General features: G+C 52.0%; 21 protein-coding genes and 1 riboswitch. Of the genes, 16 read left to right on the top strand and 5 right to left on the bottom strand.

The features are described 5' to 3' along the window. Nucleotides 1–410 precede the first annotated feature (410 nt). The 5 genes from licT (at nt 411) to SACSAC_RS03965 (ending at nt 7,039) form a co-directional block, all read left to right on the top strand. A complete protein-coding gene (licT, locus tag SACSAC_RS03985; protein WP_037283738.1) occupies nt 411–1,250 on the top strand; it encodes a BglG family transcription antiterminator LicT in 840 nt (279 codons plus the stop codon). A gap of 168 nt (nt 1,251–1,418) precedes the next feature. Next, a complete protein-coding gene (locus SACSAC_RS03980) occupies nt 1,419–3,344 on the top strand; it encodes a beta-glucoside-specific PTS transporter subunit IIABC (RefSeq protein WP_037283736.1) in 1,926 nt (641 codons plus the stop codon). Nucleotides 3,345–3,454: 110 nt separating this feature from the next. Continuing rightward, nucleotides 3,455–4,918: a glycoside hydrolase family 1 protein gene (locus tag SACSAC_RS03975; RefSeq protein ID WP_037283734.1), complete on the top strand. Its 1,464-nt coding sequence runs from the start codon at nt 3,455–3,457 to the stop codon at nt 4,916–4,918. A gap of 170 nt (nt 4,919–5,088) precedes the next feature. After that, the gene (locus SACSAC_RS03970; RefSeq protein ID WP_037283732.1) at nt 5,089–6,378 is read left to right on the top strand and encodes an AAA family ATPase; all 1,290 of its coding nucleotides are present in this window, start codon (nt 5,089–5,091) and stop codon (nt 6,376–6,378) included. After that, a complete protein-coding gene (locus SACSAC_RS03965) occupies nt 6,368–7,039 on the top strand; it encodes an RloB family protein (protein WP_037283730.1) in 672 nt (223 codons plus the stop codon). The genes SACSAC_RS03970 and SACSAC_RS03965 overlap by 11 nt, the downstream gene beginning before the upstream one ends. A gap of 209 nt (nt 7,040–7,248) precedes the next feature. Here SACSAC_RS03965 and SACSAC_RS03960 read toward each other — a convergent pair whose 3' ends face one another. From SACSAC_RS03960 to queC, 5 genes are all read right to left on the bottom strand, one after another. Continuing rightward, nucleotides 7,249–7,644: a rhodanese-like domain-containing protein gene (locus SACSAC_RS03960; RefSeq protein WP_037283728.1), complete on the bottom strand. Its 396-nt coding sequence runs from the start codon at nt 7,642–7,644 to the stop codon at nt 7,249–7,251. A 200-nt stretch (nt 7,645–7,844) separates the two neighbouring features. Then, nucleotides 7,845–8,342 (bottom strand): preQ(1) synthase, encoded by a 498-nt coding sequence (gene queF, locus SACSAC_RS03955; protein ID WP_037283726.1) that lies wholly within the window; start codon nt 8,340–8,342, stop codon nt 7,845–7,847. Between the two features lie 43 nt (nt 8,343–8,385). Then, nucleotides 8,386–9,138, bottom strand: coding sequence for a 7-carboxy-7-deazaguanine synthase QueE (queE, locus tag SACSAC_RS03950; RefSeq protein ID WP_051506845.1), 753 nt, complete (start codon nt 9,136–9,138; stop codon nt 8,386–8,388). Further along, complete coding sequence (gene queD, locus SACSAC_RS03945; RefSeq protein ID WP_037283723.1) at nt 9,135–9,638, bottom strand: 6-carboxytetrahydropterin synthase QueD; 504 nt, start codon at nt 9,636–9,638, stop codon at nt 9,135–9,137. The genes queE and queD overlap by 4 nt, the downstream gene beginning before the upstream one ends. Next, a complete protein-coding gene (gene queC / locus SACSAC_RS03940; RefSeq protein ID WP_037283721.1) occupies nt 9,635–10,297 on the bottom strand; it encodes a 7-cyano-7-deazaguanine synthase QueC in 663 nt (220 codons plus the stop codon). Before queC ends, queD begins: the two co-directional genes overlap by 4 nt. Before the next feature lie 154 nt (nt 10,298–10,451). Beyond that, a riboswitch (PreQ1 riboswitch) is annotated at nt 10,452–10,495 on the bottom strand. Between the two features lie 442 nt (nt 10,496–10,937). Between queC and SACSAC_RS03935 the strand changes: the two genes are divergently transcribed. The 11 genes from SACSAC_RS03935 to SACSAC_RS03885 all read left to right on the top strand — a co-directional run bounded on the left by SACSAC_RS03935 (nt 10,938) and on the right by SACSAC_RS03885 (nt 22,140). After that, nucleotides 10,938–11,684 (top strand): metal-dependent hydrolase, encoded by a 747-nt coding sequence (locus SACSAC_RS03935; RefSeq protein ID WP_051506844.1) that lies wholly within the window; start codon nt 10,938–10,940, stop codon nt 11,682–11,684. 65 nt (nt 11,685–11,749) lie between these two features. After that, nucleotides 11,750–13,033: an MFS transporter gene (locus tag SACSAC_RS03930; RefSeq protein ID WP_037283719.1), complete on the top strand. Its 1,284-nt coding sequence runs from the start codon at nt 11,750–11,752 to the stop codon at nt 13,031–13,033. A gap of 64 nt (nt 13,034–13,097) precedes the next feature. Continuing rightward, nucleotides 13,098–13,856 (top strand): VWA domain-containing protein, encoded by a 759-nt coding sequence (locus tag SACSAC_RS03925; RefSeq protein WP_037283717.1) that lies wholly within the window; start codon nt 13,098–13,100, stop codon nt 13,854–13,856. Nucleotides 13,857–13,943: 87 nt separating this feature from the next. After that, nucleotides 13,944–14,390, top strand: coding sequence for a tellurite resistance TerB family protein (locus SACSAC_RS03920; protein WP_037283716.1), 447 nt, complete (start codon nt 13,944–13,946; stop codon nt 14,388–14,390). A 322-nt stretch (nt 14,391–14,712) separates the two neighbouring features. Continuing rightward, nucleotides 14,713–15,312 carry a TerD family protein gene (locus SACSAC_RS03915; protein WP_037283714.1) on the top strand — a complete coding sequence of 200 codons (600 nt, stop codon included), beginning with the start codon at nt 14,713–14,715 and terminating at the stop codon, nt 15,310–15,312. Between the two features lie 51 nt (nt 15,313–15,363). Further along, nucleotides 15,364–15,945: a TerD family protein gene (locus SACSAC_RS03910; protein WP_037283712.1), complete on the top strand. Its 582-nt coding sequence runs from the start codon at nt 15,364–15,366 to the stop codon at nt 15,943–15,945. Between the two features lie 177 nt (nt 15,946–16,122). Continuing rightward, complete coding sequence (locus SACSAC_RS03905) at nt 16,123–16,704, top strand: TerD family protein (protein ID WP_037283710.1); 582 nt, start codon at nt 16,123–16,125, stop codon at nt 16,702–16,704. A 41-nt stretch (nt 16,705–16,745) separates the two neighbouring features. Continuing rightward, on the top strand, nt 16,746–18,248 hold the full coding sequence (locus SACSAC_RS03900; protein ID WP_037283708.1) for a TerD family protein: 1,503 nt from the start codon (nt 16,746–16,748) through the stop codon (nt 18,246–18,248). 138 nt (nt 18,249–18,386) lie between these two features. Continuing rightward, nucleotides 18,387–19,208, top strand: a complete 822-nt coding sequence (locus SACSAC_RS03895; RefSeq protein WP_211251354.1) for a TerC family protein — start codon at nt 18,387–18,389, stop codon at nt 19,206–19,208. Nucleotides 19,209–19,466: 258 nt separating this feature from the next. Continuing rightward, nucleotides 19,467–20,651, top strand: a complete 1,185-nt coding sequence (locus SACSAC_RS03890) for an HpcH/HpaI aldolase/citrate lyase family protein (protein WP_037283702.1) — start codon at nt 19,467–19,469, stop codon at nt 20,649–20,651. Between the two features lie 85 nt (nt 20,652–20,736). Further along, nucleotides 20,737–22,140: a phosphoribosyltransferase family protein gene (locus SACSAC_RS03885; protein WP_245608574.1), complete on the top strand. Its 1,404-nt coding sequence runs from the start codon at nt 20,737–20,739 to the stop codon at nt 22,138–22,140. The last annotated feature ends 1 nt before the right edge of the window (nt 22,141 follow it).

Raw genomic sequence — 22,141 nt, 5'->3', positions numbered from 1 at the left:
AAGGCTTTTCGCCGATGAACGCATGGCCGCCCCAACTGAATTTTCCGTTTATGTATGGTTTACGTTCGGAATGTGTACCATTTTAGGCCAAGCTTATGTATCCGGCAAGACTTGTTTGAACGATTTGGGCAATCAAGTCAATCGGCAAAATTGGTTGACACCGTTTTCAGCTAGTGCTATGATAGCCGCGAGGCTTGTTACCGGTAATGCGGGCAATACCCACGATGAATTGACGAGACGTACAGACAGGAGCTCTGGCTCTTTTATCCGGACGTACGCTTCTTTCATTGTAGGTATTGCCCTTTTTGGTGCTTATCCCGAACTAAGTTGCTTCCGTTGATGACGGTGGGACGATCGCCCAGCTTTTTATTTCGGGATAGGCACTTAATCCTCAAAAACAGGTGGTCCATGTGATAATTAAGCAGATTTTCAACAACAATATCGTCAGCACCGAGGATGAGAAAAGTCAAGAACTGCTGATCCTCGGACGGGGCATCGGATTCAACTCGAAAGTCGGCGATTCCGTCGATGAAGAGCGAATCGAGAAAGTATTCCGTTTGCAGGACGAGGTGCTCTACGAGAAGTTCAAAGCCACGATTATGGAAGTTCCGATCGATATTCTGCAAGCGACCGACGATATTGTGACGCTTGCGCGCATGCAGCTCGGCAAGACGATCAGCGACGGCATCTACGTTTCGCTGTCGGATCATATTCATTTCGCGATTCAGCGCATGAAGGACGGCATGATCGTGCGCAATCCGTTGTCTTGGGAGATCCAACATTTTTACAAAGCGGAATACGACGTAGCCAAAGAATCGCTGAACGTGCTCAAGGAACGTCTGGACGTCGAATTTCCCAAAGAAGAGATTTGCAACATCGCGCTGCATTTCGTTAATGCGGAAGTCAACGACTCGATGAACGACGTGACGCACCTGATGCAGCTTTTGCAGGAGATCATGAACATCGTCAAGTACCATTACAGCGTGGAACTGGACGAGGACAGCGTGAACTATTTCCGTTTTATTACGCATCTCAAGTACTTCTGCCAGCGCGTCGTGACGCATTCCAGCCATGAGGATGTAGAGGAATATCTATATGAGATCGTGAAAAAAAACTACCCGGAAGCTTTCGCCTGCATCGGGAAGATCGAACGTTTTATCCGCAAAAATTACCAGTACGACATGACTCACTCCGAGCAGCTGTATCTGTCTTTGCATCTGGAGCGGCTCATGAAAAACCGAACTTCATAATGTAAAGTGTGCGGATCCAAAAGCTGATTCGCACACTAAAAGGGCTTGTTACTGTTCAATCAGGCAATACCCGGATGAATACAGATGCACCGCAACGCGGGAGACGTCTATTCGTTCGGGTATTTTTTGTGCCTGCACATCACAATTCAGATCATGGGGGAACGACAAATGAATAATCAGGAGACGGCCAAAAAGATTATCGAATCCGTCGGCGGACTCGATAACGTCAACTCGGTCTACCACTGCATCACCCGCCTGCGCTTCAGTCTGAAAGATAACGACAAAGCCAATGCGGCCGAGCTGAAAAAGTTGGACAAAGTCATGGGAACCAACATCGCGGGCGATCAATACCAGGTCATTATCGGAAACGACGTGGCCAAAGTATTCAACGCGATGGCGCAAGAATATCCGTCGCTGAAAGGCGATGCCGCGCCGGCTGCTCAAACTTCCGGTCAAAAGAAAACGAAAAACCCGATCTCGCGTCTGTTTGACTTTATCGCGGGCGTATTCGCACCGATCCTTCCGGCGATTGCCGGCGCGGGCCTGCTCAAAGGCTTCGTGGCCCTGTTCGTTGCTTGGAACTGGATGTCCGTCGATACCGACGTCTACCGCATCATTTCCGCAATCGGCGACGGCGTGTTCTATTTCCTGCCGATTCTGATTGCCGTCAGCGCATCGCGTAAATTCGGCGCTAATCCGTACGTCGGAATAGCCGTCGTCGCCGCGCTGCTCTACCCGGATATGGGCGCGTTGCTATCGTCCGGCAATCCCGTATCCTTCCTCGGCCTGCCGGTTACGGCGGTTTCGTATGCATCTACTGTCATTCCGATTCTGCTGGCGATATGGCTCATGTCTTACGTGGAAAAATGGGTCGATAAAATCATGCCGTCTTCGGTCAAGCTGCTGTTCGTTCCGCTGATTACGTTGGTCGTCGTGGTGCCGATCACGCTGATCGCGATCGGACCTCTGGGTACGGTGATCGGTAACGGCCTGTCCGGCGGCATCAACTGGCTGCTTGCGAGCGGCGGAGTGATCGGCGGCGCGATTCTGGGCGGGGCTATGGCCCTCATTGTCATGACAGGGATGCACTACGCGATCGTTCCGGTTATCCTGAGCAATCTGGCAACCGTAGGTTTCGATAAATTCCTGCCGCTGACCTACATTTCGAACATGGGTCAAGCGGGTGCAACCTTCGGCGTATTCTTCCGTGCCAAGGATAAAAAACTCAAGTCCGTAGCGCTCTCGACCAGCTTCACTGCTCTGATGGGCGTTACCGAACCTGCGATGTACGGCGTCAACATGACCTACAAAAAGCCTTTCATCGCCGGTATGATCGGTAGCGCCGCCGGCGGCGCGTTCGGTATGGGATTTGGCGTTAATGCTTATGTGCTGGCGGGCAACGGCGGTCTTCCCGGCCTGCCGGCCATGATCGGACCGACATTCATTTATGCAATTATCAGTATGGCAATCGCTTTTGTCGTGGCAACGGCAGTGTCATTGATTCTGGGCATCAAAGAAGATATTCCGGTTCCGGACGCAACCAACTTCGGCGCTAAAAAAGCCGAGCCGACGCAAGCCGCAACTTCTGCGCCATCGGCTTCCGATGTCACTGTCGTTGAAGAACCTGCTAAAATCCCGGCAACGAACGAAATCATTTTGTCGCCGATGAACGGTCGTTCGATTCCTCTGACCGAAGTAGCCGACCCGACGTTCGGCGACGAACTGATGGGTAAAGGGATCGCTTTTGTTCCTTCGGAAGGCATCCTTACTTCGCCGGTTAACGGTATTGTAATGAACATTTTCAAAACCAAGCACGCGATCGTGATCCACAGCGACTCCGGCGCGGAGCTGCTGATTCATGTCGGCATCAACACCGTCAAGCTGCGCGGTCAATACTTTGAAGCGCTGGTCGAATCGGGTGCTAAGGTAAAAGCCGGCGATCCGATCCTGAACTTCGATCTGGAGAAAATCGCGGCAGAATACGATACGACAACCGCGATGGTCGTGACGAACACGCCGGATTATGAGGTCGTTGAAGCTTTGGAAATCGGCAATGTAGCCGTGACGAAGCCTGTGTTGAAGGTTGAAGTGTAAAGCGAAGTATGCAAAGGACGAAGCTGTCGCAGGCGCGGCAGCTTCACTTTAAAACTTCAAGACCGACCTGAATCATCCCGAAATTCGAAACCCAAAAGGAGCGCGAACCCATGACAAAACCAACAATGTTCCCCGCCGATTTCCTCTGGGGCGGCGCGATCGCGGCCAGCCAAGCAGAAGGCGGCTTCGACCAAGGCGGAAGAGGCCTGTCCACTTCGGATATGGTCCCTCATGTGGATAAAAAGAACTACACGGATCTCAGTTCCCAAATGAGCCGCTCCAGCGATTCGATCGCCGAAGCTATCGCTCATAAAAGCGCCAAAGGCTATCCGAAGCGCTACGGCATCGACTTTTATAGCCGCTACAAAGAAGATATCGCATTGTTCGCCGAACTCGGCTTCAAAACGTTCCGCATGTCGATCTCATGGAGCCGGATCTTCCCGAACGGAACCGAGACCGAGCCGAACGAAGAAGGACTGCGTTACTACGATTCGGTCTTCGACGAGCTGAACAAGCACGGCATCGAACCGCTGGTCACGATGTCGCACTACGACATGCCGATCCATCTGTCGCTTGAATACTGCGGTTGGAAAAATCGTAAAGTGATCGACTTGTTCGTCCGCTACGCCGAGACGCTGTTAACGCGCTACAAAGGCAAAGTGAAATATTGGCTGACGTTCAACGAAATCAACACGACGATCATCGAGCCTTACACGGGCGGCGGATTGATCATGGACCGCGAAAGCAACCCGCGCGAAGCTTCGTATCAAGCAGTGCATCACCAATTTATTGCGAGCGCTTTGGCAACGAAGGCCGCACGAGCCATCGATCCGAACGTTCAAGTCGGCTGCATGTTGGCCCGCATGATCCACTATCCGGCGACAAGCAGTCCGGATGATGTCTTGGCGGCGCAGTTCGAAAACCAACTGAACCTGCTGCACACGGACGTCCAAGTGCGCGGCGCTTACCCGCCGATCGCCAAGCGTTACTTTGCGGAAAACAATATCAATCTGGTTATGGAGCAGGGCGACGAAGAAATCCTGCGCCAGCACACCGTCGACTTCATCTCGTTCAGCTACTACACCTCTCTGGTAGCCGCAGCTGACCCAAGCAAATACGGCGTAACCGGCGGCAACCTGTACAGCACGATCAAAAACCCGAACCTGCCCGTCACCCAATGGGGCTGGCACCTCGACCCGGTCGGTCTGCGCACCACGCTCAAAGACATGTACGACCGCTACGAACTGCCGCTGTTCATCGTCGAAAACGGCCTCGGCGCCAAAGACACCCTGGAAGCCGACGGCTTTATCAACGACGATTACCGGATCGACTACATGCGCCAACACATCGCCCAAATCGGCGAAGCCATCCTCGACGGCGTCGACGTCATGGGCTACACCGTCTGGGGCGTCATCGACATCGTCAGCGCCTCGACCTCCGAAATGTCCAAACGCTACGGCGTGATCTACGTCGATCAGGACGACGAAGGCAACGGTACGCTGAACCGTTCGAAGAAGAAGAGCTTCGATTGGTACAAAAACGTGATCGCGACGAACGGGGCGGAGTTGAACTGAGAAAATTTCGATAATTAATAGAATTGTTGAAATCGAAATGAATATTTAAGAAGCCTACTTTCGATGAATTTCGAGAGTAGGCTTTTTTGTGCGTGAAAAAAATGAGAAAAATTCTCAAAAAATTGATTCGGAGTTCAAAGGGGTGCTATGATTCGATTGAGGTGAGGACAATGTTATTGCAATTCACGTTTGAAAATTATAAATCGTTTAAAGACGAGGCGACGCTCGATATGATTGCTTCTTCGATTAAGGAACATGAATCCGATGTGGCTGTAGATGCTTTTGGGGAGCGAGTACTTAAAGTTGCGGCGATTTTTGGAGCAAATGCGAGCGGAAAGAGTAATATTTTCAAGGCTTTTAAATTCATGATCAATTATGTGAAGAAGTCATTAGAGAAAAACGGGGAACAATCTTTGATAGCAACACCTTTTGCTTTCGTAGCTGATTTGGAAGATTTCGTTTCTTCTTTCGAAGTTTTATTTAGTGTAAATTCCAAAGTATTTCAATACGGTTTCCGTTTGAAAAATCATGAAGTTATAGAAGAGTATTTGTATGAAAGAGAACAAGATACAAAGAAAGAAAAGTATTCGCTTCTTTTTTATCGTAGACCAGATGAAATAGAAAACCTAGTAAAAGAATTAGAACCTGCCCAAGCATTACTTGAGTTGGCAGATAACAAAGTTCTATTTTTATCTATATTAAAAAACTTTAAGTTTGGAACGATACAAGAAATATATACTTGGTTCGAAGGCGTATCTTTAATGGATTATGGTGAAGGTTTAAGTGATGAAGAACATATCCCATTTGTTATAGACTCCAAAAATCCTCTTGTTAACATCTTGAAAACACCATATAGAAAACAGGCTTTAGAAAAATTTGTACGAGCGATTGATGCTGGAATAGAAGAATTTGGAACGATGGATGTTCGTAACGGAAGTTCGGATTCAGAATTAGGGAACTCTACGAAGAAAGAAAAAAATTTCATATTAACATTTCACAAAAATGTAGACGATAATGAGCTTTCTCCTATGCTTATTTCACATGAATCCAGCGGTACCCGTAAACTTATCGCTCTTTACGTTCACCTCGAACAAGTCCTCGAATCCGGCGGTGTTCTTTTCGCCGACGAACTCGACGCCAAGCTTCATCCGTTGCTTTTACGCTATCTAATCAATATGTTTCACGATCCGGCAACCAATCCGAAAAACGCTCAACTCATCTTTACAACGCACGACGTATTCACGTTGGACAAAGACAACTTCCGTCGAGACGAAATCTGGTTTGTAGACAAAGATGACCGCGGCGTATCCGAACTGTATTCGCTCGCCGAATACAAACAAGAAAACGGCATGAAAACCCGCAACGACGCAAGCTATGGTAAAGACTACATCTTAGGCAAATACAACGCGATCCCCAATCTGAAAAGATTAACGGAGGAGAGCGTACAAGATGGCGAATAGAAGACAGCCAGGTAAAAAGCCGCGTAAAGAAAACAAACGTAACGCCAAACCTTCCGGCCATCTGATCGTATCGGAAGGCGTCAAAACGGAAGTGAACTACTTCAACGGCTTCAAAGAAGAGATCAATCGAAAGTTTGAAGGCACCGTTGCTTCTTACACGATCGACATCCATGGAGCAGGGAAAGAAACCATCCGCATCGTTGAAGAAATTGAAGAAATCCGACGTCGCTCGCCCAACATATATGAGCATCTCTGGGCCGTATTCGACAAAGACGATTTTCCCGCTGACCATTTTGATAACGCAATAAACATGGCAGCGGCCAAAGGAATCAAAGTCGCTTGGTCAAATGAGTGCATCGAATTATGGTTCCTGCTACATTTCTCTTATCTCAACACAGCTATTTCAAGAGAAGCATATTATACAAAGCTAAGTGCCGAACTCAAGAAACGAGGAGGTCCGGACAACTATGAAAAATCCGATCCTATCCTCTATGAGCTTTTAAAGCCTTATCAATCCAAAGCGATTGCCAACGCAAAAAAGCTTAGACAAAACGCAAATCCCAACTTACCACCTTCCAAACAAAACCCTTGCACGACAGTCGATGACTTGGTCTGCCAACTTATCGAAATTCTCAACCGCCCAGACGAAACCGAATCATAAACAAAACTCGTCAAAAAGGCTCCGGCAATTACGCCGGAGCCTTAATCTTTTCAATCTTTATCCCTTATCTCCAACCGGAAGCGTACCGATGCGGAGGGGGAAATTCAGCGAAAGACGCCTTTGAACTCGGAAAACTTCCACCAAAAACTTTAATCGAATTTTCCGAGTGAGACAGCGTCTTGAGCGAATTTCCCCCGCAGCACTCCCTCTTACGCTTCCTCCACTTCAAACCCGGCCTGCTTCCAAGCCGCAGTCCCGCCGTCAATAAACGCCACATCCGTAAAGCCCATCAGCTTCAGCGCATAAGCACCCAGCGCCGCTTGACCGCCCGCGCCGCAAGTAACCAAAATCGGACGATTACGATCGCTCAACCGCTCGTCGCGCAGTTCCGCAGGCACGCCGAGGTCCGCGCGGATCGGCAGCATGCCGAGCGAAATGTTCGCGCTGCTCGGGATCAGTCCGCAGGCGCCGGCGTCTGTCGCGTCCTGTACGTCGATGATGAACGTATCCGGATTCGCGTTGATTTTCTCGCGCGCTTCTTGCGAAGAAACCGCAGGCACGTTATTTCTCGCTTGGGTCACCATATCCGTAAATGTCAAAGCCATTGTCATTCATCCTCCTCGAAATAGGTTGAGATCCGTTACTCTTTTACCCAAAGTCAGCTTCTTCCAAAGCAGCTTGGATCAAGTTTTGCCAAATCTTATTTTACACAAAAAATGCCCTGCATGCCAGAACGAATTCAGGCACGCAAGACATTCATGGGTTTCGCTTGAATAAAAAGAGCAGGAGTAACCGGATTCCCGCTTTAGCGGTTATCCACCTTTTCCGGATACAGATCGTGGTTCGTCAGTCGGTTGAACGCCATCTCTTCGTACTTGGTGCCCGGTTTGCCGTAGTTGGTGTACGGGTCGATCGAGATGCCGCCGCGCGGCGTAAACTTGCCCCAGACCTCGATATAGCGCGGGTCCATCAGCTCGATCAGGTCGTTCATGATGATGTTCATGCAATCCTCGTGGAAATCGCCGTGATTGCGGAAACTGAACAGGTACAGTTTAAGCGATTTGCTTTCCACCATTTTCACGTCCGGAATATAGCTGATGTAGATCGTGGCAAAGTCCGGTTGACCCGTGATCGGGCACAGGCTGGTGAATTCCGGGCAGTTGAATTTCACGAAGTAATCGCGGTACGCATGTTTGTTGTCGAACGATTCCAGAATGCCCGGGTCGTATTCGAACGTATATTTCGTGCCCTGGTTGCCCAGCAGCGTCAAATCTTCAAGTCCGTCTTGGCGGGAGTGGCTCATGTGTCAGTCTCCTTTTATATGAAAAAAGTAAGGTCGAACGAATCTATACGCCGCGCTTATTGCCCCATACGAGCGTATGCAGCTGCGGAAGCGCGCGGGCGTTTTTGAGGTCGGCAAGCTCGGACAATCGCCCGATCAACCATTCGTAACGGTTCAGCAGGGAAGCGACGTGGTCGTCGGATTCATGCGATACTTGAGGATTTCCGGTTTGCAAAATGAACGGAATACCCGGGTAGCGCTTATGCACGCCGCGCGCGTACGTCAGATCGTCTTCGTCGAAGATGACGATCTTGATGCACAGGTCGCGTCGGCCGGAAGCCTCGCGCAGACGGGAAACGATGTCGTCCAGCGCTTCGAAGTCCGTTTCCATGCCGGAGCTCGGGGGCTTGGGCGACAGCGTCACCTCGTCGATGCGAACCAGCCAATCCTGCCAGCGGGATCCTTGCGTTTCGACGGCGATGCGGATGTTTTTCTCGTGCAATCGCTGCGTGAGCAGCGCGATCTGCGGAAGCAGAAGGGGATTGCCGCCGGAAATGGTGACGTGATCGAACGTGTCTCCGCCGATCGCGAAAAGCTCCGTAACGATCTCGTCGGCGGAAAGCATGCGGATCTCGTCTTTGGCGCTGCCGTCCCAGGTGAACTTGGAGTCGCACCACGAGCAGCGGTAATCGCAGCCTGCGGTGCGGACGAACATCGTTTTACGTCCGATCGCCATGCCTTCGCCTTGGATCGTCGGGCCGAACACTTCGAGCACGGGGATCGGGCGGACGGACGGATGGTTGGAGGACTCGCTCATTCTTCCATCCACTCCCGTCTGGCTTCCGCGTACGACGTCGGCGTTTCGAACAGCCGGACAAACTCCGTACGCGCGCCGAGTGCCGCATAAGCATCCGACGTCAGCGCTTGTTCCATCTGTTCGTAAATCCAGACCACCATGTTTTCCGCTGTCGTATTCATCAGCGGAAGCGTCTCGTTCAGGTAACGGTGATCCAGATAGGTTTCGATGCGTTCTTTCCAAATGCTTTTGATCTCGCCGAAATCCACAGCGATCCCGTTGGACGAAGGAAATCCCGAGATGCCGAACACGACTTCATACGTATGTCCGTGCAGGTTTTTGCATTTGCCCTCGTAGTCGTGCAGGTGATGGGCGGCATCGAACGTGAACGACTTGCTCACCAACACGCGTTTGCGATGGTAGCGAAGCTGCTCGCCCGTGATGTCTTGTCCGAAGACTTGAAGCTGCTGCACGATATGAAAAGGTCCCGGTTGGCGTGTTTCGCGATTGTGTCCGCTCATACGCTTGCCTTCCGTTCCGTAAGATATTTTTCCAGGCCGGCGCGTCGCAGCTGGCAGGCCGGGCATTGTCCGCAGCCGTCGCCGATCACGCCGTTGTAGCAGGTCAGCGTGCGCTCGCGCACGAAGTCGAAAGCGCCCAGTTCGTCGGCCAATCCCCAAGTTTCCGCTTTGTCGAGCCACATGAGCGGGGTATGGATCACGAAAGGATAATCCATGGCGAGGTTCAAGGTGACGTCGAGCGACTTGACGAACGTGTCCCGGCAGTCCGGATAACCGCTGAAATCCGTTTCGCAGACGCCGGTAACGATATGGCGCGCGCCTGACGTTTTGGCGAGAATGGCGGCAAAGCTCAGGAAAAGCAAATTGCGGCCTTCCACGAACGTGCTCGGCAGCTCGCCTTCTTCTTGCGTGATTTCGATATCGTCCCGGGTCAGCGCATTGGGAGCCAATTGATTAAGCAGGCTCATGTCGAGCACCGTATGCTTGACGTCCAGCTCCTCGGCGATGGCTCGCGCGCATTGTATCTCCAATTTGTGGCGTTGTCCGTAATCGAACGTGACCGCCTGAACTTCAGCGAACGTTTGCTTCGCCCAGAACAGGCAGGTGGTGCTGTCTTGACCGCCGCTGAATACGACGACCGCTTTTTCGTTTTTAAGCATGCAAAAAACCTCTTTCTTCTTCATGAAATGGGAAGGAAAGAGGTCCAGGAACTTGCCGGTAAAAAACAGCTGACGACCGATTTTGGGCGTACTTGTCACTCAGGTCGCAGGATCGCGCTTTGAATACGCCGAAAAAGCCTCGATATCGGCGGGGCAGCGATTAGTTTTTTATAGAGGGAGTTCTCGAACCTCTCCCGTACTGGAAAAGTACGGAGTCTCTTCGTCTATGCAACTGTGCGCCGTGAAGCAAAATTACTCCGCGGCGTGCTATAGTATAGCACAAATTTGTTGCGCGCGATACAAATAAGAATGTGCTGCATCGCGATTTTTTGCCCGGATCAACCCGTAAAAAATCCCCGAATATTCGTTCGCGAAAATGCGGTGTTCGTATTGAGATGCGAACACCGCTGTGATATGATTGGAGCAGCAAAATATACATAAACTTTGCCAAAAGGTTTTAAATAAATCAAAGGTTCCAAGGAGCGTGTTTCCGTTGTAAGAGTAAACGTATTCTTGAATTTTTCGGAGAATAACAAATTCCCTGTGAGCATCCCAACCCTATATAGCTTCATGAATGTTTCCATATGGGGAAGCTGATTGAAGCTGTAGCTGGCGACAAGAAGAAAGGACAACCAAGACTATGATGGGAAAGGCTCACTTCATCATAGGGACCGGCGTCTCGCTATCCCTATTGGCATTGACCGGCGCGCCCGTGACGTTCGGGGCAGTCGCGATCGCAGGCATCAGCTCGCTGCTGCCGGATATCGATCATCCCAACTCGATCTTGGTGACTCGCGCTTTGCCGGATCGGTTGCTGCGTATTTTGCAGTCGGCGATGCTGCTGATTGCCGCAGCGTTATTGTTTTACGCGCCGATCGAACAGCCCTGGAACAGCGTGTTGGCCGCGATCGCGGTCGTCGCCATGTTTCTGCCCGAGCAGGCACTGCGCAAAGGCGCGTTCGTACTGATCGGGTTAGCCGTCATCGTGCTGGGAGAAAATTACGCTCCCTGGAATCGCATGGGCGGCATTTTATTGATCGTCTTTTCTCTGGCTCCGCATCGGGGCATTACGCATACCTTTTACGCAACAGCGGCCTGGACGCTGCTTTTATACGGCTTGACCGCCTCGCACGGCCCTTCAATTTGGCTTGCCGGAGGTATGGGTTACGCGTTGCATCTGATTTGCGATTCGCTGAGCAAGAACGGCATTCGACCTCTTCCTCCATTAAAATGGAAGATTCGTTTTGCGATTATGACAACAGGCAAGAAGTCCGGAAAGCGGATTGAACGAATCGGAATCTGGATCACGATCATTCTGTTTGCCGCCGTGTTCGGCATCCGACTGATCGAGTATGGCGCACGCTTGTACCTCCAATGGACAGCTTGAATCGGCAAAGAGGTTAATTGTTCTTTGACATTTTCATATTGAAGTTTCGACAGGAGAATCCATTCATGAAAAAACATTCTTTCTATTGGCTGTGGTCGTCGCAAACGATGTCCAATGCGGCCGATATTTTATACGTGACGGCGTTGACCGTACTCGTTCTCCAAGGCACGGAATCGGTTGTTTCAACCATTCTGGTGCCCTTTTTCCGTATTTTTTCGCAGATCATCAGCGGCTTTTTGGCACCGCTTATGCTGCGCAAGTTTCGCCTGCCGCGCCTGATGCTGTTATCGCAGGGCGGCCAATTGCTCTTTTTTGCCGCGTTGGCTTGGTATTTGCAGTCTGCTGAAGGTCTGCCTTCACTATTTGTCGTGTTTACATTGGTGTTCCTCATGTCTTTTCTCGATGGATGGACGACGCCCGTGCGTAATGCTTTAGTTCCGCGTCTCGTCGAAAAGGATTGGCTGATGCGGGCTAACGGACTGATTTCGGTCAGCGACCAGACGGTTCAGTTTGCAGGCTGGGGAATTAGCGGGGTTCTTGTGGCGTTCGCCGGTGCCCCTCGGGTGATGGGGATTGCTTTTGTGCTGTATGCCGCAGCCTTCGTATTCACAGCGCTGATTCGGCAGCCTTCGCGGCGCGAGCGGCTCGAAGGCCGGACGTCGGCAGCAGCTGACGGCATTGAAAGCGATCAGTCTGCCGATGCCCGCACAACCGGAACACGTCGCGAAGCTTTGCTTGAAGGGTGGAAGTTGATCGGTCGCAGCCGGAAGCTGCGTGCCCTGACGCTGATCGACTCGATCGATATGTTGGGCGGTTCGGTCTGGGTCGGCGCGTTTACGCTACTATTTGTTCAAGAAGCATTGGGACAGGGCGAAGAATGGTGGGGATTCATCAATGCTTCGTATTTTGCGGGTGCCGTGCTGGGCGGAATCCTCGTCGTCGCTTTGGTCAAAAAGTTCCAACGGCGTCTATTCGACTCCATGCTGGCCGGAATTTTCGGTTACGCGGCGATCACGCTCGTTTATGCCCAGACCGCTTCACCTTCTATTGCCCTATTGTTAGTTCTGATCATGGGGCCGTTCGCGGAGTTGTCTATGATCTCGCGCCGCACATTGATTCAGCAAAGCGCAAGCGAGGAAGAACTGCCCAAAGTGCTGTCCGCGCAGGCGACGGTGCTTAATCTTATATTCTGCGCATCGCTTTTGGGCATGGCAAAGTTGGCGGAAATGATCGGAATCGTCAACTTGTATGTGTATGCGGGCGGCATGTCGTTACTGGCTTTTGTCATCGGAATTGCGGTGCGGCGCCACTTTGCAGTTCGCAACCATACAGAAGACAGCGTCCAATAAATTCCTTTTAGAAAAACCCCTGCAATGTTAGAGTGAGAGGCAAAGGCGAAAAGGGGATGTACACATGAGTATCGATTTGCGTAAAAAGGCAGAAGAAAATCTGATCAGTCTCTCCAAGACGGCGACGATCTCGCTGGATAAAAGAGGGCTGGGGAATCAGCGTGCAAAAGTTGCATTGGCGCTCGACATTTCCGGTTCGATGACAGGCCTGTTCTCGAACGGCATCGTGCAAGCGGTCTGCGAACGTACATTGGGGCTGGGGATGAACTTCGACGACAACGGAGCGGCTGACGTCTTCCTGTTCGGCGTCAAAGATTACGAAGTCGGCGAAATTCAGAAAGACAACTTCTACGAGTTCGTCAGCCGCCAGATTCGTCCCAATTATCCGTTGGAAAACGGAACGAATTACGCGGGCGTCATGCAGCGGATCGCCGACTTTTATTTTCCCGGCGCGACCAGCGTGAAAAAAGGGCTGTTCGGACTCGGAAAAGGCAAGGTAACGGTCAATGCGAAACGGGTCGAGGAAGAACCGGTTTACGTCATTTTCGTGACCGACGGCAATTGCTTCGATGCGGACCGCGCCGCCGAAATCGTCCGCCAAACGTCGAGACTCGGAATCTTTTGGCAGTTTGTCGGCGTAGGCCGCGAGAACTTCCAGTTCCTCAAGCAGTTGGATGATCTGGACGGCCGCCTGATCGATAACGCGAACTTTTTCCAGGTCAATGACCTCAAGAAAATCTCCGACGAGGAGTTGTACGACCGGCTGCTCGGCGAGTTCCCGGACTGGCTGAAAGCGGCGAAGGAGAAATCGCTGATTAAATGAGTTATACTGAGGTTACAACAGAAGCAAGCGGCATCTTAGAATAAAAGCGAAGTTCCAACCATTTTATATAAAACGGAGGCGCATGCGATGAGTTCGTTTCAAAGCTGGTTGAACAAGACGAAGACAGGTTTGCAGGATCAGGTAGGTCGGTTCAAAAATAAGGATCTGATGGACGCGATCGTGGCAGGCTGCGCAATCGTATCGGTAGCCGACGGCACGATCGACGCAACGGAAAAGCAAAAAATGGCGGGTTATATCGGCCGCAACGAACAGCTTAAAGTGTTCAACATGAGCGAAGTCATCGACCGCTTCAACCATTTCGCGGGAAACATGGAATTTGACGTAATGGTCGGCAAGCAGGAAGCGCTCCGCACGATTGCCAAATTCAAATCGAAGCCGGAAGTAGGCCGCGTCATCGTAGGCGTATGCTGCGCGATCGGCGCGGCCGACGGCGACTTCGACGATCTGGAAAAAGCGGCGGTACGCGATATCTGCAACGTACTGAATCTGCAACCGGGCGAATTCGGTCTGTAAGACCGCATTTGACACAGCGTTATTCATTGCGAGTTAAAATGGAGGAAGAACCTCCGGCTTGTCCGTTTTGCGGTCGGAGCCGGAGGTTTTTTTCAAAGGACAGCGTAAATACGAAACCTGCCGAATCTTGCGGCGTATACCTATACCATGCGGCCAGGCAAGGACAATCGAAAGCGGTTCGTCCGCACGAAGCAAAGTTGTTTTGTAACCCGGAGAGCGGGTATAATTCAAGGTATCTTGAATTACGTCCAGTTTGAACCAGGCGATGCAATTCAAGCAGGCTTCTATCACACCATTCCAATTGGGAGGGCAATAGACAGCAATGACAATTTCTTTGGTAAAAGGTCAGAAAGTCGATCTGACGAAAGGGAATGCCGGCCTGTCGAAGATTACGGTCGGATTGGGCTGGGACCCAGCCGAGTCGGAAAGCCGCGGTCTGTTCGGCATGAAGAAGAAGGCAGCGAACATCGACTGCGATGCGTCGGTGCTGCTGCTGAGTGAACAGGGCAAGCTGACGAACGGCAAACATGTCGTCTGCTTCCATAACCTGCAAAGCCCGAACGGTTCCGTCGTGCACGGCGGAGATAACCTGACGGGAGCGGGAGACGGAGACGACGAGCAGATTCATATCGATCTGTCCGCCGTGCCGGCTGATGTGCATCGCCTGCTTGCCGTCGTGAACATCTACGACTGCGAAGCGCGCAAACAGCACTTCGGCATGATCCGTTCGGCCTTCATTCGGGTATTTGAATCGGGCAGCGGTCGCGAATTGATTCGTTTCAATCTGACTGATGACTACTCGGGTATGACGGCGCTGCTGGTCGGCGAGATTTATCGCCATAACGGAGAATGGAAGTTCAGCGCGATCGGCGAAGGCGCGCAAGCTCCCCATATCGATCTGCTTGCACGTCGTTACAGCTAATCCGTCTGTATTCAAGCTTCACCCAAAACCAAACGAAAGAAGGAATTTAACATGGCAATCAGCTTATCCAAAGGTCAAAAAGTCGATCTGACAAAAACAAACCCCGGTCTGAAAAAAGTTCTGATCGGTCTGGGTTGGGATACGAATAAATACGACGGCGGCGCCGACTTCGACCTTGACGCTTCCGCATTCCTGCTCGGCGCTAACGGCAAAGTAACGGCCGACACGGATTTCATTTTCTATAACAACCCGAAAAACGGCAACGGTTCGGTTGTACATACGGGTGACAACCGCACGGGCGAAGGCGAAGGCGACGATGAGCAATTGACTGTCGAACTGGCTAGCGTGCCTGCCGAAGTCGAAAAAGTATCGTTCTGCATCACGATTCACGACGGCGCCGGCCGTTCGCAAAACTTCGGTCAAGTCTCGAACGCATTCGTGCGTATCGTGAACGAAGAAACGAACGAAGAGCTGATCCGCTACGATCTGGGCGAAGACTTCTCGGTCGAAACGGCAATCGTGGTTGCTGAACTGTACCGTCACAGCGGCGAGTGGAAATTCAGCGCTGTAGGCAGCGGTTACCAAAACGGTCTGGAAGGTCTTGTACGCGACTTCGGACTGGCAGTCAATTAATTTAAAACAGTCCAAAATATGAACTTGTCTCAGCGAAACGTAACCATACATGAGTCGGAGACAAGCTAAACAGGGCTTCAAGATTCAAACTCGAAGGCCGTCTTTTACATAGACGGCCTTCGGTCGTCATTATGGATGCCATTTAACTTTTCAACAATGGAAACGGAGGAAATTATCATGACAATCAGCTTATCCAAAGGACAACGGATCGACCTCACCAAAACAAACCCGGGCCTGCAAAAAGTTGTAATCGGCCTTGGCTGGGATACGAACAAATACAGCAGCGGCGCCGATTACGACCTGGATGCTTCGGTGTTCTTGCTTCATGAAGACGGTCGCGCGAAGGGGATTGAAGACTTCGTCTTCTATAACAACCCGAAAACGCCTAACGGCGCAGTGGAGCACACCGGCGATAACCGCACGGGCGAAGGCGAAGGCGACGACGAGCAAATTATCGTAGACTTCTCCCTGGTTCCTCCGAACATCACGCGTCTGGGCATTACGGTTACGATTCACGATGCCGAAGCTCGCGCGCAGAACTTCGGACAAGTCTCCAACGCTTTCGTTCGCGTGGTAGACTCCAGCGACAACCGCGAAGTGCTGCGTTACGACTTGGGCGAAGAATTTTCGGTCGAGACGGCCGTTGTCATCTGCGAACTATACCGTCAAGGCAACGATTGGAAGTTTCAGGCGATCGGTTCCGGATTTGCGGGCGGTCTTGCCGCTTTGTGCAAAAACTACGGCCTCGACGCCCAATAATTCGGATCGTATCTTAACGAGAGCGAAAGGCGGAATTCCCAGTGACGACTACGATTATCAGGGGGCAAAAAGCCGACCTGACCAAAACCAATCCCGGTCTTGACCGGATCGTCGTCGGAATGGGCTGGCAGGGATCGCCGGGAGTCGATATCGACTTCTCGGCGTTTCTGCTTGGTCCGGGTTCCAAAGCGACGGCCGATGAAGATTTGATCTTCTACGGCAATCCTGCCGGAGCAAAAGGCGCCGTTCAGCTTCAGACGGAAAGCCGAAATGCTTATGCGGGTGTTACGGATAATGAACAAGTCGCAATCTCATTAAGCGCTGTTCCGGCTGCGTATGAACGCATCGCTTTTTCGCTGACCTTGTACGAAGGCGAGAAGCGTCGGCAGAATTTTGCTGGCGTGAATGGCGTATACCTGCGTATCGTTGATGCTCGAAGCGGTTCTGAATTGGTACGTTTTACATTAGATAAGACATCCGGCGTAGAGACTGCTATTGTCGTTGGCGAATTGTATCGCTATAACGGAGAATGGAAATTCAGCGCTGTAGGCAGCGGCTACACGGGTGGACTTGAAGCGTTATGCGGCAGTTTCGGCATCGACGTGCAGTCAGAGCCGGAGCCGGCACCGACGCCAGTTCCTCCGGCGCCGACACCGGCTCGGCCGTCCAATCCGACGCCTGCACCGACTCCGTCGGCACAACCATTCAATCCGGTTCCTTCGCAGCCGCCGCAGCCTCAAGGCGGCAATCCGTCACCGCTGAATCTCGGACGTCCTTCGCAACAAGGCGGAGGGAATCCTCCTGCCTCCTCAGGCAGCGGGCAAAACGGTTCTGCACCTCGTGTGATTCCTCCGCCTCCGGGCAGTAGTCCAGCTCCGGGCTCTCAGAGCGGAAGTCCGGTTCCGGCCCTAGCGCCCACTCCGGCTCCGCAACCTGCGTCGCCGAGTCTTCAAAAGATCGAGTTGACCAAGCGCGGAGACAAGATCAGTTTGGAAAAGAAAGCAGGCACGAATTCCATCGGGGAGATTCTGATCAACCTGAACTGGAATCAGCGCCAAGGCACGGGGTTCTTCGGCAAGACCTCCGGGGTCGATCTGGATCTGGGCTGCTTGTTCGAGTTGAAGGACGGCTATAAAGGAACGGTTCAGGCGCTCGGACGCGCTTTCGGATCGCTGGACAACGAACCGTACGTCATGCTCGACGGCGACGATCGGACGGGAACCAAAAGCGGCGGCGAAAACATGCGTATCAACGGCGCGCATTTACGCGATATCAAGCGTATCGTCGTCTATGCTTTCATTTATGAAGGCGCGGCGAATTGGGCGCAAGCGGACGGCGTCGTTACGATCAAGGGCGGCGGCCCGGACATCGTCGTTCGAATGGACGAGCACGGAAGCCGTAAAGGCATGTGCGCCGTAGCGATGATTACCAATGTCGGCGACCAGACTTTCAGCATCGAACGTCTCGTCGAATACTTCTCCGGCCACCGAGAGCTGGATCAGGCTTACGGCTGGGGACTTCGCTGGACGACAGGCAGCAAATAAGTTTTTTGGCATGAGCGATAATACGTCTTAGAAAAAGCACGACGGTTCGATCCGTCCTGTACACAGGTCTCTGCCCGCATGACCATGCCCGCAGTCTCCATAGCAGGCCGCCTCTGAACCGCCTTGAAGGAGATAGACATCATGGCGGACTTTTTTCAGAGTTTCTTCGGCAATTTTGCCAACTATTTTCAATGGGAGCATGTCGGCGCAGTCTTAAGTCAACCGGCAACCTGGGGCGTGATCGGCACGCTGGTCATTCTTGAAGGGCTCTTGTCGGCCGATAACGCATTGGTACTGGCTGTCATGGTTCGACATTTGCCGCCTAATCAGCGCAAGAAAGCCTTATTCTACGGAATCATCGGCGCGTACATCTTCCGCTTCGTCGCGATCGGTGTCGGAACGTTCTTAGTCAAGATCACCTGGGTCAAAGTCATCGGCGGAGTATACCTCCTGTGGATTGCGATGAGCAATCTGTTCGGCCTCGAATTGCGATGGGGCCGAATCGGAGGGGTTCCGCTTATTCCGAAGATCGGGCGCAAGGACGAGTCGGCTGACGATTCCGAAGGCGAAGAGAAAAATTACGGTTTCTGGCGCACGGTGCTTGCCGTCGAGATGATGGATATCGCATTCAGCATCGACAGCGTGCTGGCCGCTTTCGGCGTCAGTCAGGAAGTGTGGGTGCTGCTGCTCGGCGGGATGATCGGCGTATTGATGATGCGCGGCGTCGCCCAATTATTTCTCAAACTGCTTGAGAAGTTCCCGGAATTGGAACGTGCGGCTTTTATTTTGATCACGATTATCGGGTTGAAAATGATCGTGGCTGCCGTATTCGATTATGAGCTGCCTCAAGCGATATTCTTCCCTATGCTAATCGCGGTCTTCGTCGGTACGATTTTGCTCAGTTTGGTTCGCCAGCGGCGGCAAAATCGGGAGGATAATGAAGGCCGATCCGCGAATTAAAAAGAGTAGAGAACAACTAAAGCGATGAATTGCCCCCGCCGTGCGTCAGAGAATTGGCGCACGGTGGTTTCATGGCGAATATCCGGGTTTATTAATTGTATTCCTCCGCACACGGAGAAAGGCTTCCTGTTTTAGCCAAAAGTCCTTATTATCTTAAATTCGGGCTTTTGCTAGGGTGTACACGCCCTAAAGCAGAAAGATTTTCTCCGTTCGGCGGAGTTTTTTCAAATATGCCGCTTGTGGGAGGGGAACTCATTTATGCATTATTTTGATTATTTGTCGGTGGAAGAAACCGAAAACTTGTTCCATTTGGCTCCCGCACCGTTCTGCAACCGTTCGGAGAAAGAATTGCTTTCTCATGCGATCGGAGCGGCCCTGTACATGCCGGCCACTCGGCCGACCATTGCACAGGATCTCAGTACAGGCAAGCATAAAGGTTTAACATCCGTCGTAATCGATTTGGAGGATGCCGTAGGAGATTTGAAGGTGGAAGAGGCCGAAGCCTCTCTGGTTTCGCAGATTCGCAGTCTGGACACGCATGCGAATGAAAGCGTGATCGATTCGGAATCGCTTCCCCTGATTTTTATCCGGATTCGCACGCCGGAACAGGCCAAGCGGATCTTGGAGCAGATCGGCAGCGCGGTTACCCGGTTAACCGGACTTGTGTTTCCGAAGTTCGATGTCTCTACGGGCGAACGTTATCTGAAAATCCTGCGCGATTACAATGAGTCGAGACCATCTGACAGTCCTGTGTTGTACGGTATGCCGATTCTCGAAAGCGCCGAAGTGATTTACGCGGAGACGCGAAGAGAGACGTTGCTCGGAATCAAAGCGCTGCTTGACCAGTATCGCGAATACATATTGAACGTTCGCATCGGAGCCACCGACTTTTCCAGCCTTTTCGGTCTGCGGCGCAAGCCGGACATGACCATCTACGATATTGGAGTCATTCGGGATTGCGTGGCGGATATCGTCAATTTGTTCGGCAGGGCAGGCAGCGGTTACGTGATCTCGGGACCGGTCTGGGAATATTTCAAAAGCGACCGCGTGCTGAAGCCTCAGCTTAGAGAGACTCCCTTTCAGGAAACGGCAGGCCCGGCAGGGCTTCGCTTGCGCATGCAGTATATCAACAAGTACGTGGACGGCCTGATTCGCGAGGTCGAGTTGGATAAAGAGAACGGCATCATAGGCAAAACGATTATCCATCCTACGCATATCTGTCCGGTCCAGGCGATGTATACGGTCACCCACGAAGAGTACATGGATGCTTCGCATATTCTATCCAGCAGCGGCGGCGAGGTCGGCGTCGTCAAAAGCGGCTATGACAATAAAATGAACGAGATCAAGCCCCATCTGAATTGGGCGCGGCGGATCATGATTCGTTCGGAAATTTACGGGGTGCTGAATGAAAACCAAAACTTCACTGCATTACTCGTTCGCTAAGAACGATTCGGAAACCCCTTCTTCAACAAATGGAGAATCTGTTGTTCAAGAAGCAAACTCCCGGCAGGGGGAATATGTATACGAAATGCCGGAAGGATTAACGGTACGCGTTCGTTTGAATGCCAACCCGTTCAATCTTCACCCCGACGATCTTTTTCAAATGGCGGCCCGGATTAACAAAAAGCGCAGCTTCTTGTTCGTTAGTCGAATTCTCGGCAAGCATATTCCCGTCGATCCGCACAAATCGTTATTGGGAGGCGCGGCGCTTGCATTGCTATGGCAGCGCCGAAGAGCGGAGTCCTCGTCGAATGACGGAGCGGAGATTGCAGCGAGAGAAGCGAGTGCATACAGTCTGGAAGAAGTATGCGAAGCGATCCATAATGACGGTATCGCGGCAAGTCAGCTTTATGCTCGATTGCAAGCGGATAAACTGCATGTAGAGGAGCCTGCTTTGTTTATTGCTTTCGCGGAGACGGCGACGGCGCTCGGACATGCGATGTACGACTGTTTTGCGGGAGATACGCGATTCCTGCACACGACGCGCGAGGAACTGGTGGGACAAGAGCCGGTGCTGAGCTTCGAAGAAGAACATTCGCATGCGACGGCACACCGTTGCTATGCGCGAGAGAAGTCGTTTTTTGCGGGAGAAGAATCAGTTGTGCTCGTGGATGACGAAGTCACGACCGGCAATACGGCGCTTAACATCATTCGCGATTTGCAGAGCAAGCATCCGCGCCGCCATTATGTCGTAGCGAGTCTGCTGGACTGGAGAGGTGCGGAAGACCGCGAACGTTTTGCCCGATTGGAAAAGGAACTGGATATTACGATCGATACGATCGCGTTGATCGAAGGCGAGATCGAGGTCGAAGGCGGTCCGGTCGAGCGTCTGCCGCAGCCTGCGCCGGATCGACGCAACCACGACGGGATGAAGCTGCTTACGCATGATGCGTCGGACTTTTTCACGCATCTGGATGTTAGTTCTTCCGATTCTTCGGGTACGGTCTCCGACTGCCCTTATTTGGAATGGACGGGACGGTTCGGGATGTACGAGGCGGATAACGCGTCGTTGAGCGAGCAGGTGGCGAAGGCTTCGGCGTATCTGGCGAATCAACGTCTCGGTAAAAGAACGCTATGCATGGGCACGGGGGAATTCATGTACGTGCCGATGCGAATCGCAGCCGGAATGGGTGACGGCGTTTTGTATCAATCCAGCACCCGCAGCCCGATTCACGTACTGGATCAGGATGGCTACGCGGTGCGCAGCGGATTCCCGCACACTTCTCCCGACGACCCGGGCGTAGCCAACTTTTTCTATAATGTACCGGCAGGCCAATATGATGAAATTTTTGTTTTTCTGGAGCGTGCGCCGATCGGAGATCGCGTAAAGCCGCTGCTGAATGCTTTGGAAAAGAGCGGAGTGCCGGTTGTGCACCTCGTCGTTACCGGAACAGGATCAAACGAGCTTAACGCATCGGAAGGGGAAAAATAAT

Source organism: Saccharibacillus sacchari DSM 19268, assembly GCF_000585395.1.
Taxonomy (GTDB): domain Bacteria; phylum Bacillota; class Bacilli; order Paenibacillales; family Paenibacillaceae; genus Saccharibacillus; species Saccharibacillus sacchari.
Note: the sequence above shows the minus strand (reverse complement) of the source record. Positions and strands in the feature narration are given on the sequence as shown.

Coding starts and splice junctions, on each gene's coding strand:
- SACSAC_RS03905 (WP_037283710.1), top strand. CDS start 16,123: ATGACAATCAGCTTATCCAAAGGACAACGGATCGACCTCACCAAAACA.
- SACSAC_RS03980 (WP_037283736.1), top strand. CDS start 1,419: ATGAATAATCAGGAGACGGCCAAAAAGATTATCGAATCCGTCGGCGGA.
- SACSAC_RS03970 (WP_037283732.1), top strand. CDS start 5,089: ATGTTATTGCAATTCACGTTTGAAAATTATAAATCGTTTAAAGACGAG.
- queD (WP_037283723.1), bottom strand. CDS start 9,638: ATGAGCGGACACAATCGCGAAACACGCCAACCGGGACCTTTTCATATC.
- SACSAC_RS03920 (WP_037283716.1), top strand. CDS start 13,944: ATGAGTTCGTTTCAAAGCTGGTTGAACAAGACGAAGACAGGTTTGCAG.
- SACSAC_RS03890 (WP_037283702.1), top strand. CDS start 19,467: ATGCATTATTTTGATTATTTGTCGGTGGAAGAAACCGAAAACTTGTTC.
- SACSAC_RS03910 (WP_037283712.1), top strand. CDS start 15,364: ATGGCAATCAGCTTATCCAAAGGTCAAAAAGTCGATCTGACAAAAACA.
- SACSAC_RS03930 (WP_037283719.1), top strand. CDS start 11,750: ATGAAAAAACATTCTTTCTATTGGCTGTGGTCGTCGCAAACGATGTCC.
- queE (WP_051506845.1), bottom strand. CDS start 9,138: ATGAGCGAGTCCTCCAACCATCCGTCCGTCCGCCCGATCCCCGTGCTC.
- SACSAC_RS03925 (WP_037283717.1), top strand. CDS start 13,098: ATGAGTATCGATTTGCGTAAAAAGGCAGAAGAAAATCTGATCAGTCTC.
- SACSAC_RS03935 (WP_051506844.1), top strand. CDS start 10,938: ATGATGGGAAAGGCTCACTTCATCATAGGGACCGGCGTCTCGCTATCC.
- SACSAC_RS03975 (WP_037283734.1), top strand. CDS start 3,455: ATGACAAAACCAACAATGTTCCCCGCCGATTTCCTCTGGGGCGGCGCG.
- queF (WP_037283726.1), bottom strand. CDS start 8,342: ATGAGCCACTCCCGCCAAGACGGACTTGAAGATTTGACGCTGCTGGGC.
- SACSAC_RS03960 (WP_037283728.1), bottom strand. CDS start 7,644: ATGGCTTTGACATTTACGGATATGGTGACCCAAGCGAGAAATAACGTG.
- SACSAC_RS03915 (WP_037283714.1), top strand. CDS start 14,713: ATGACAATTTCTTTGGTAAAAGGTCAGAAAGTCGATCTGACGAAAGGG.
- SACSAC_RS03885 (WP_245608574.1), top strand. CDS start 20,737: ATGCCGGAAGGATTAACGGTACGCGTTCGTTTGAATGCCAACCCGTTC.
- queC (WP_037283721.1), bottom strand. CDS start 10,297: ATGCTTAAAAACGAAAAAGCGGTCGTCGTATTCAGCGGCGGTCAAGAC.
- SACSAC_RS03965 (WP_037283730.1), top strand. CDS start 6,368: ATGGCGAATAGAAGACAGCCAGGTAAAAAGCCGCGTAAAGAAAACAAA.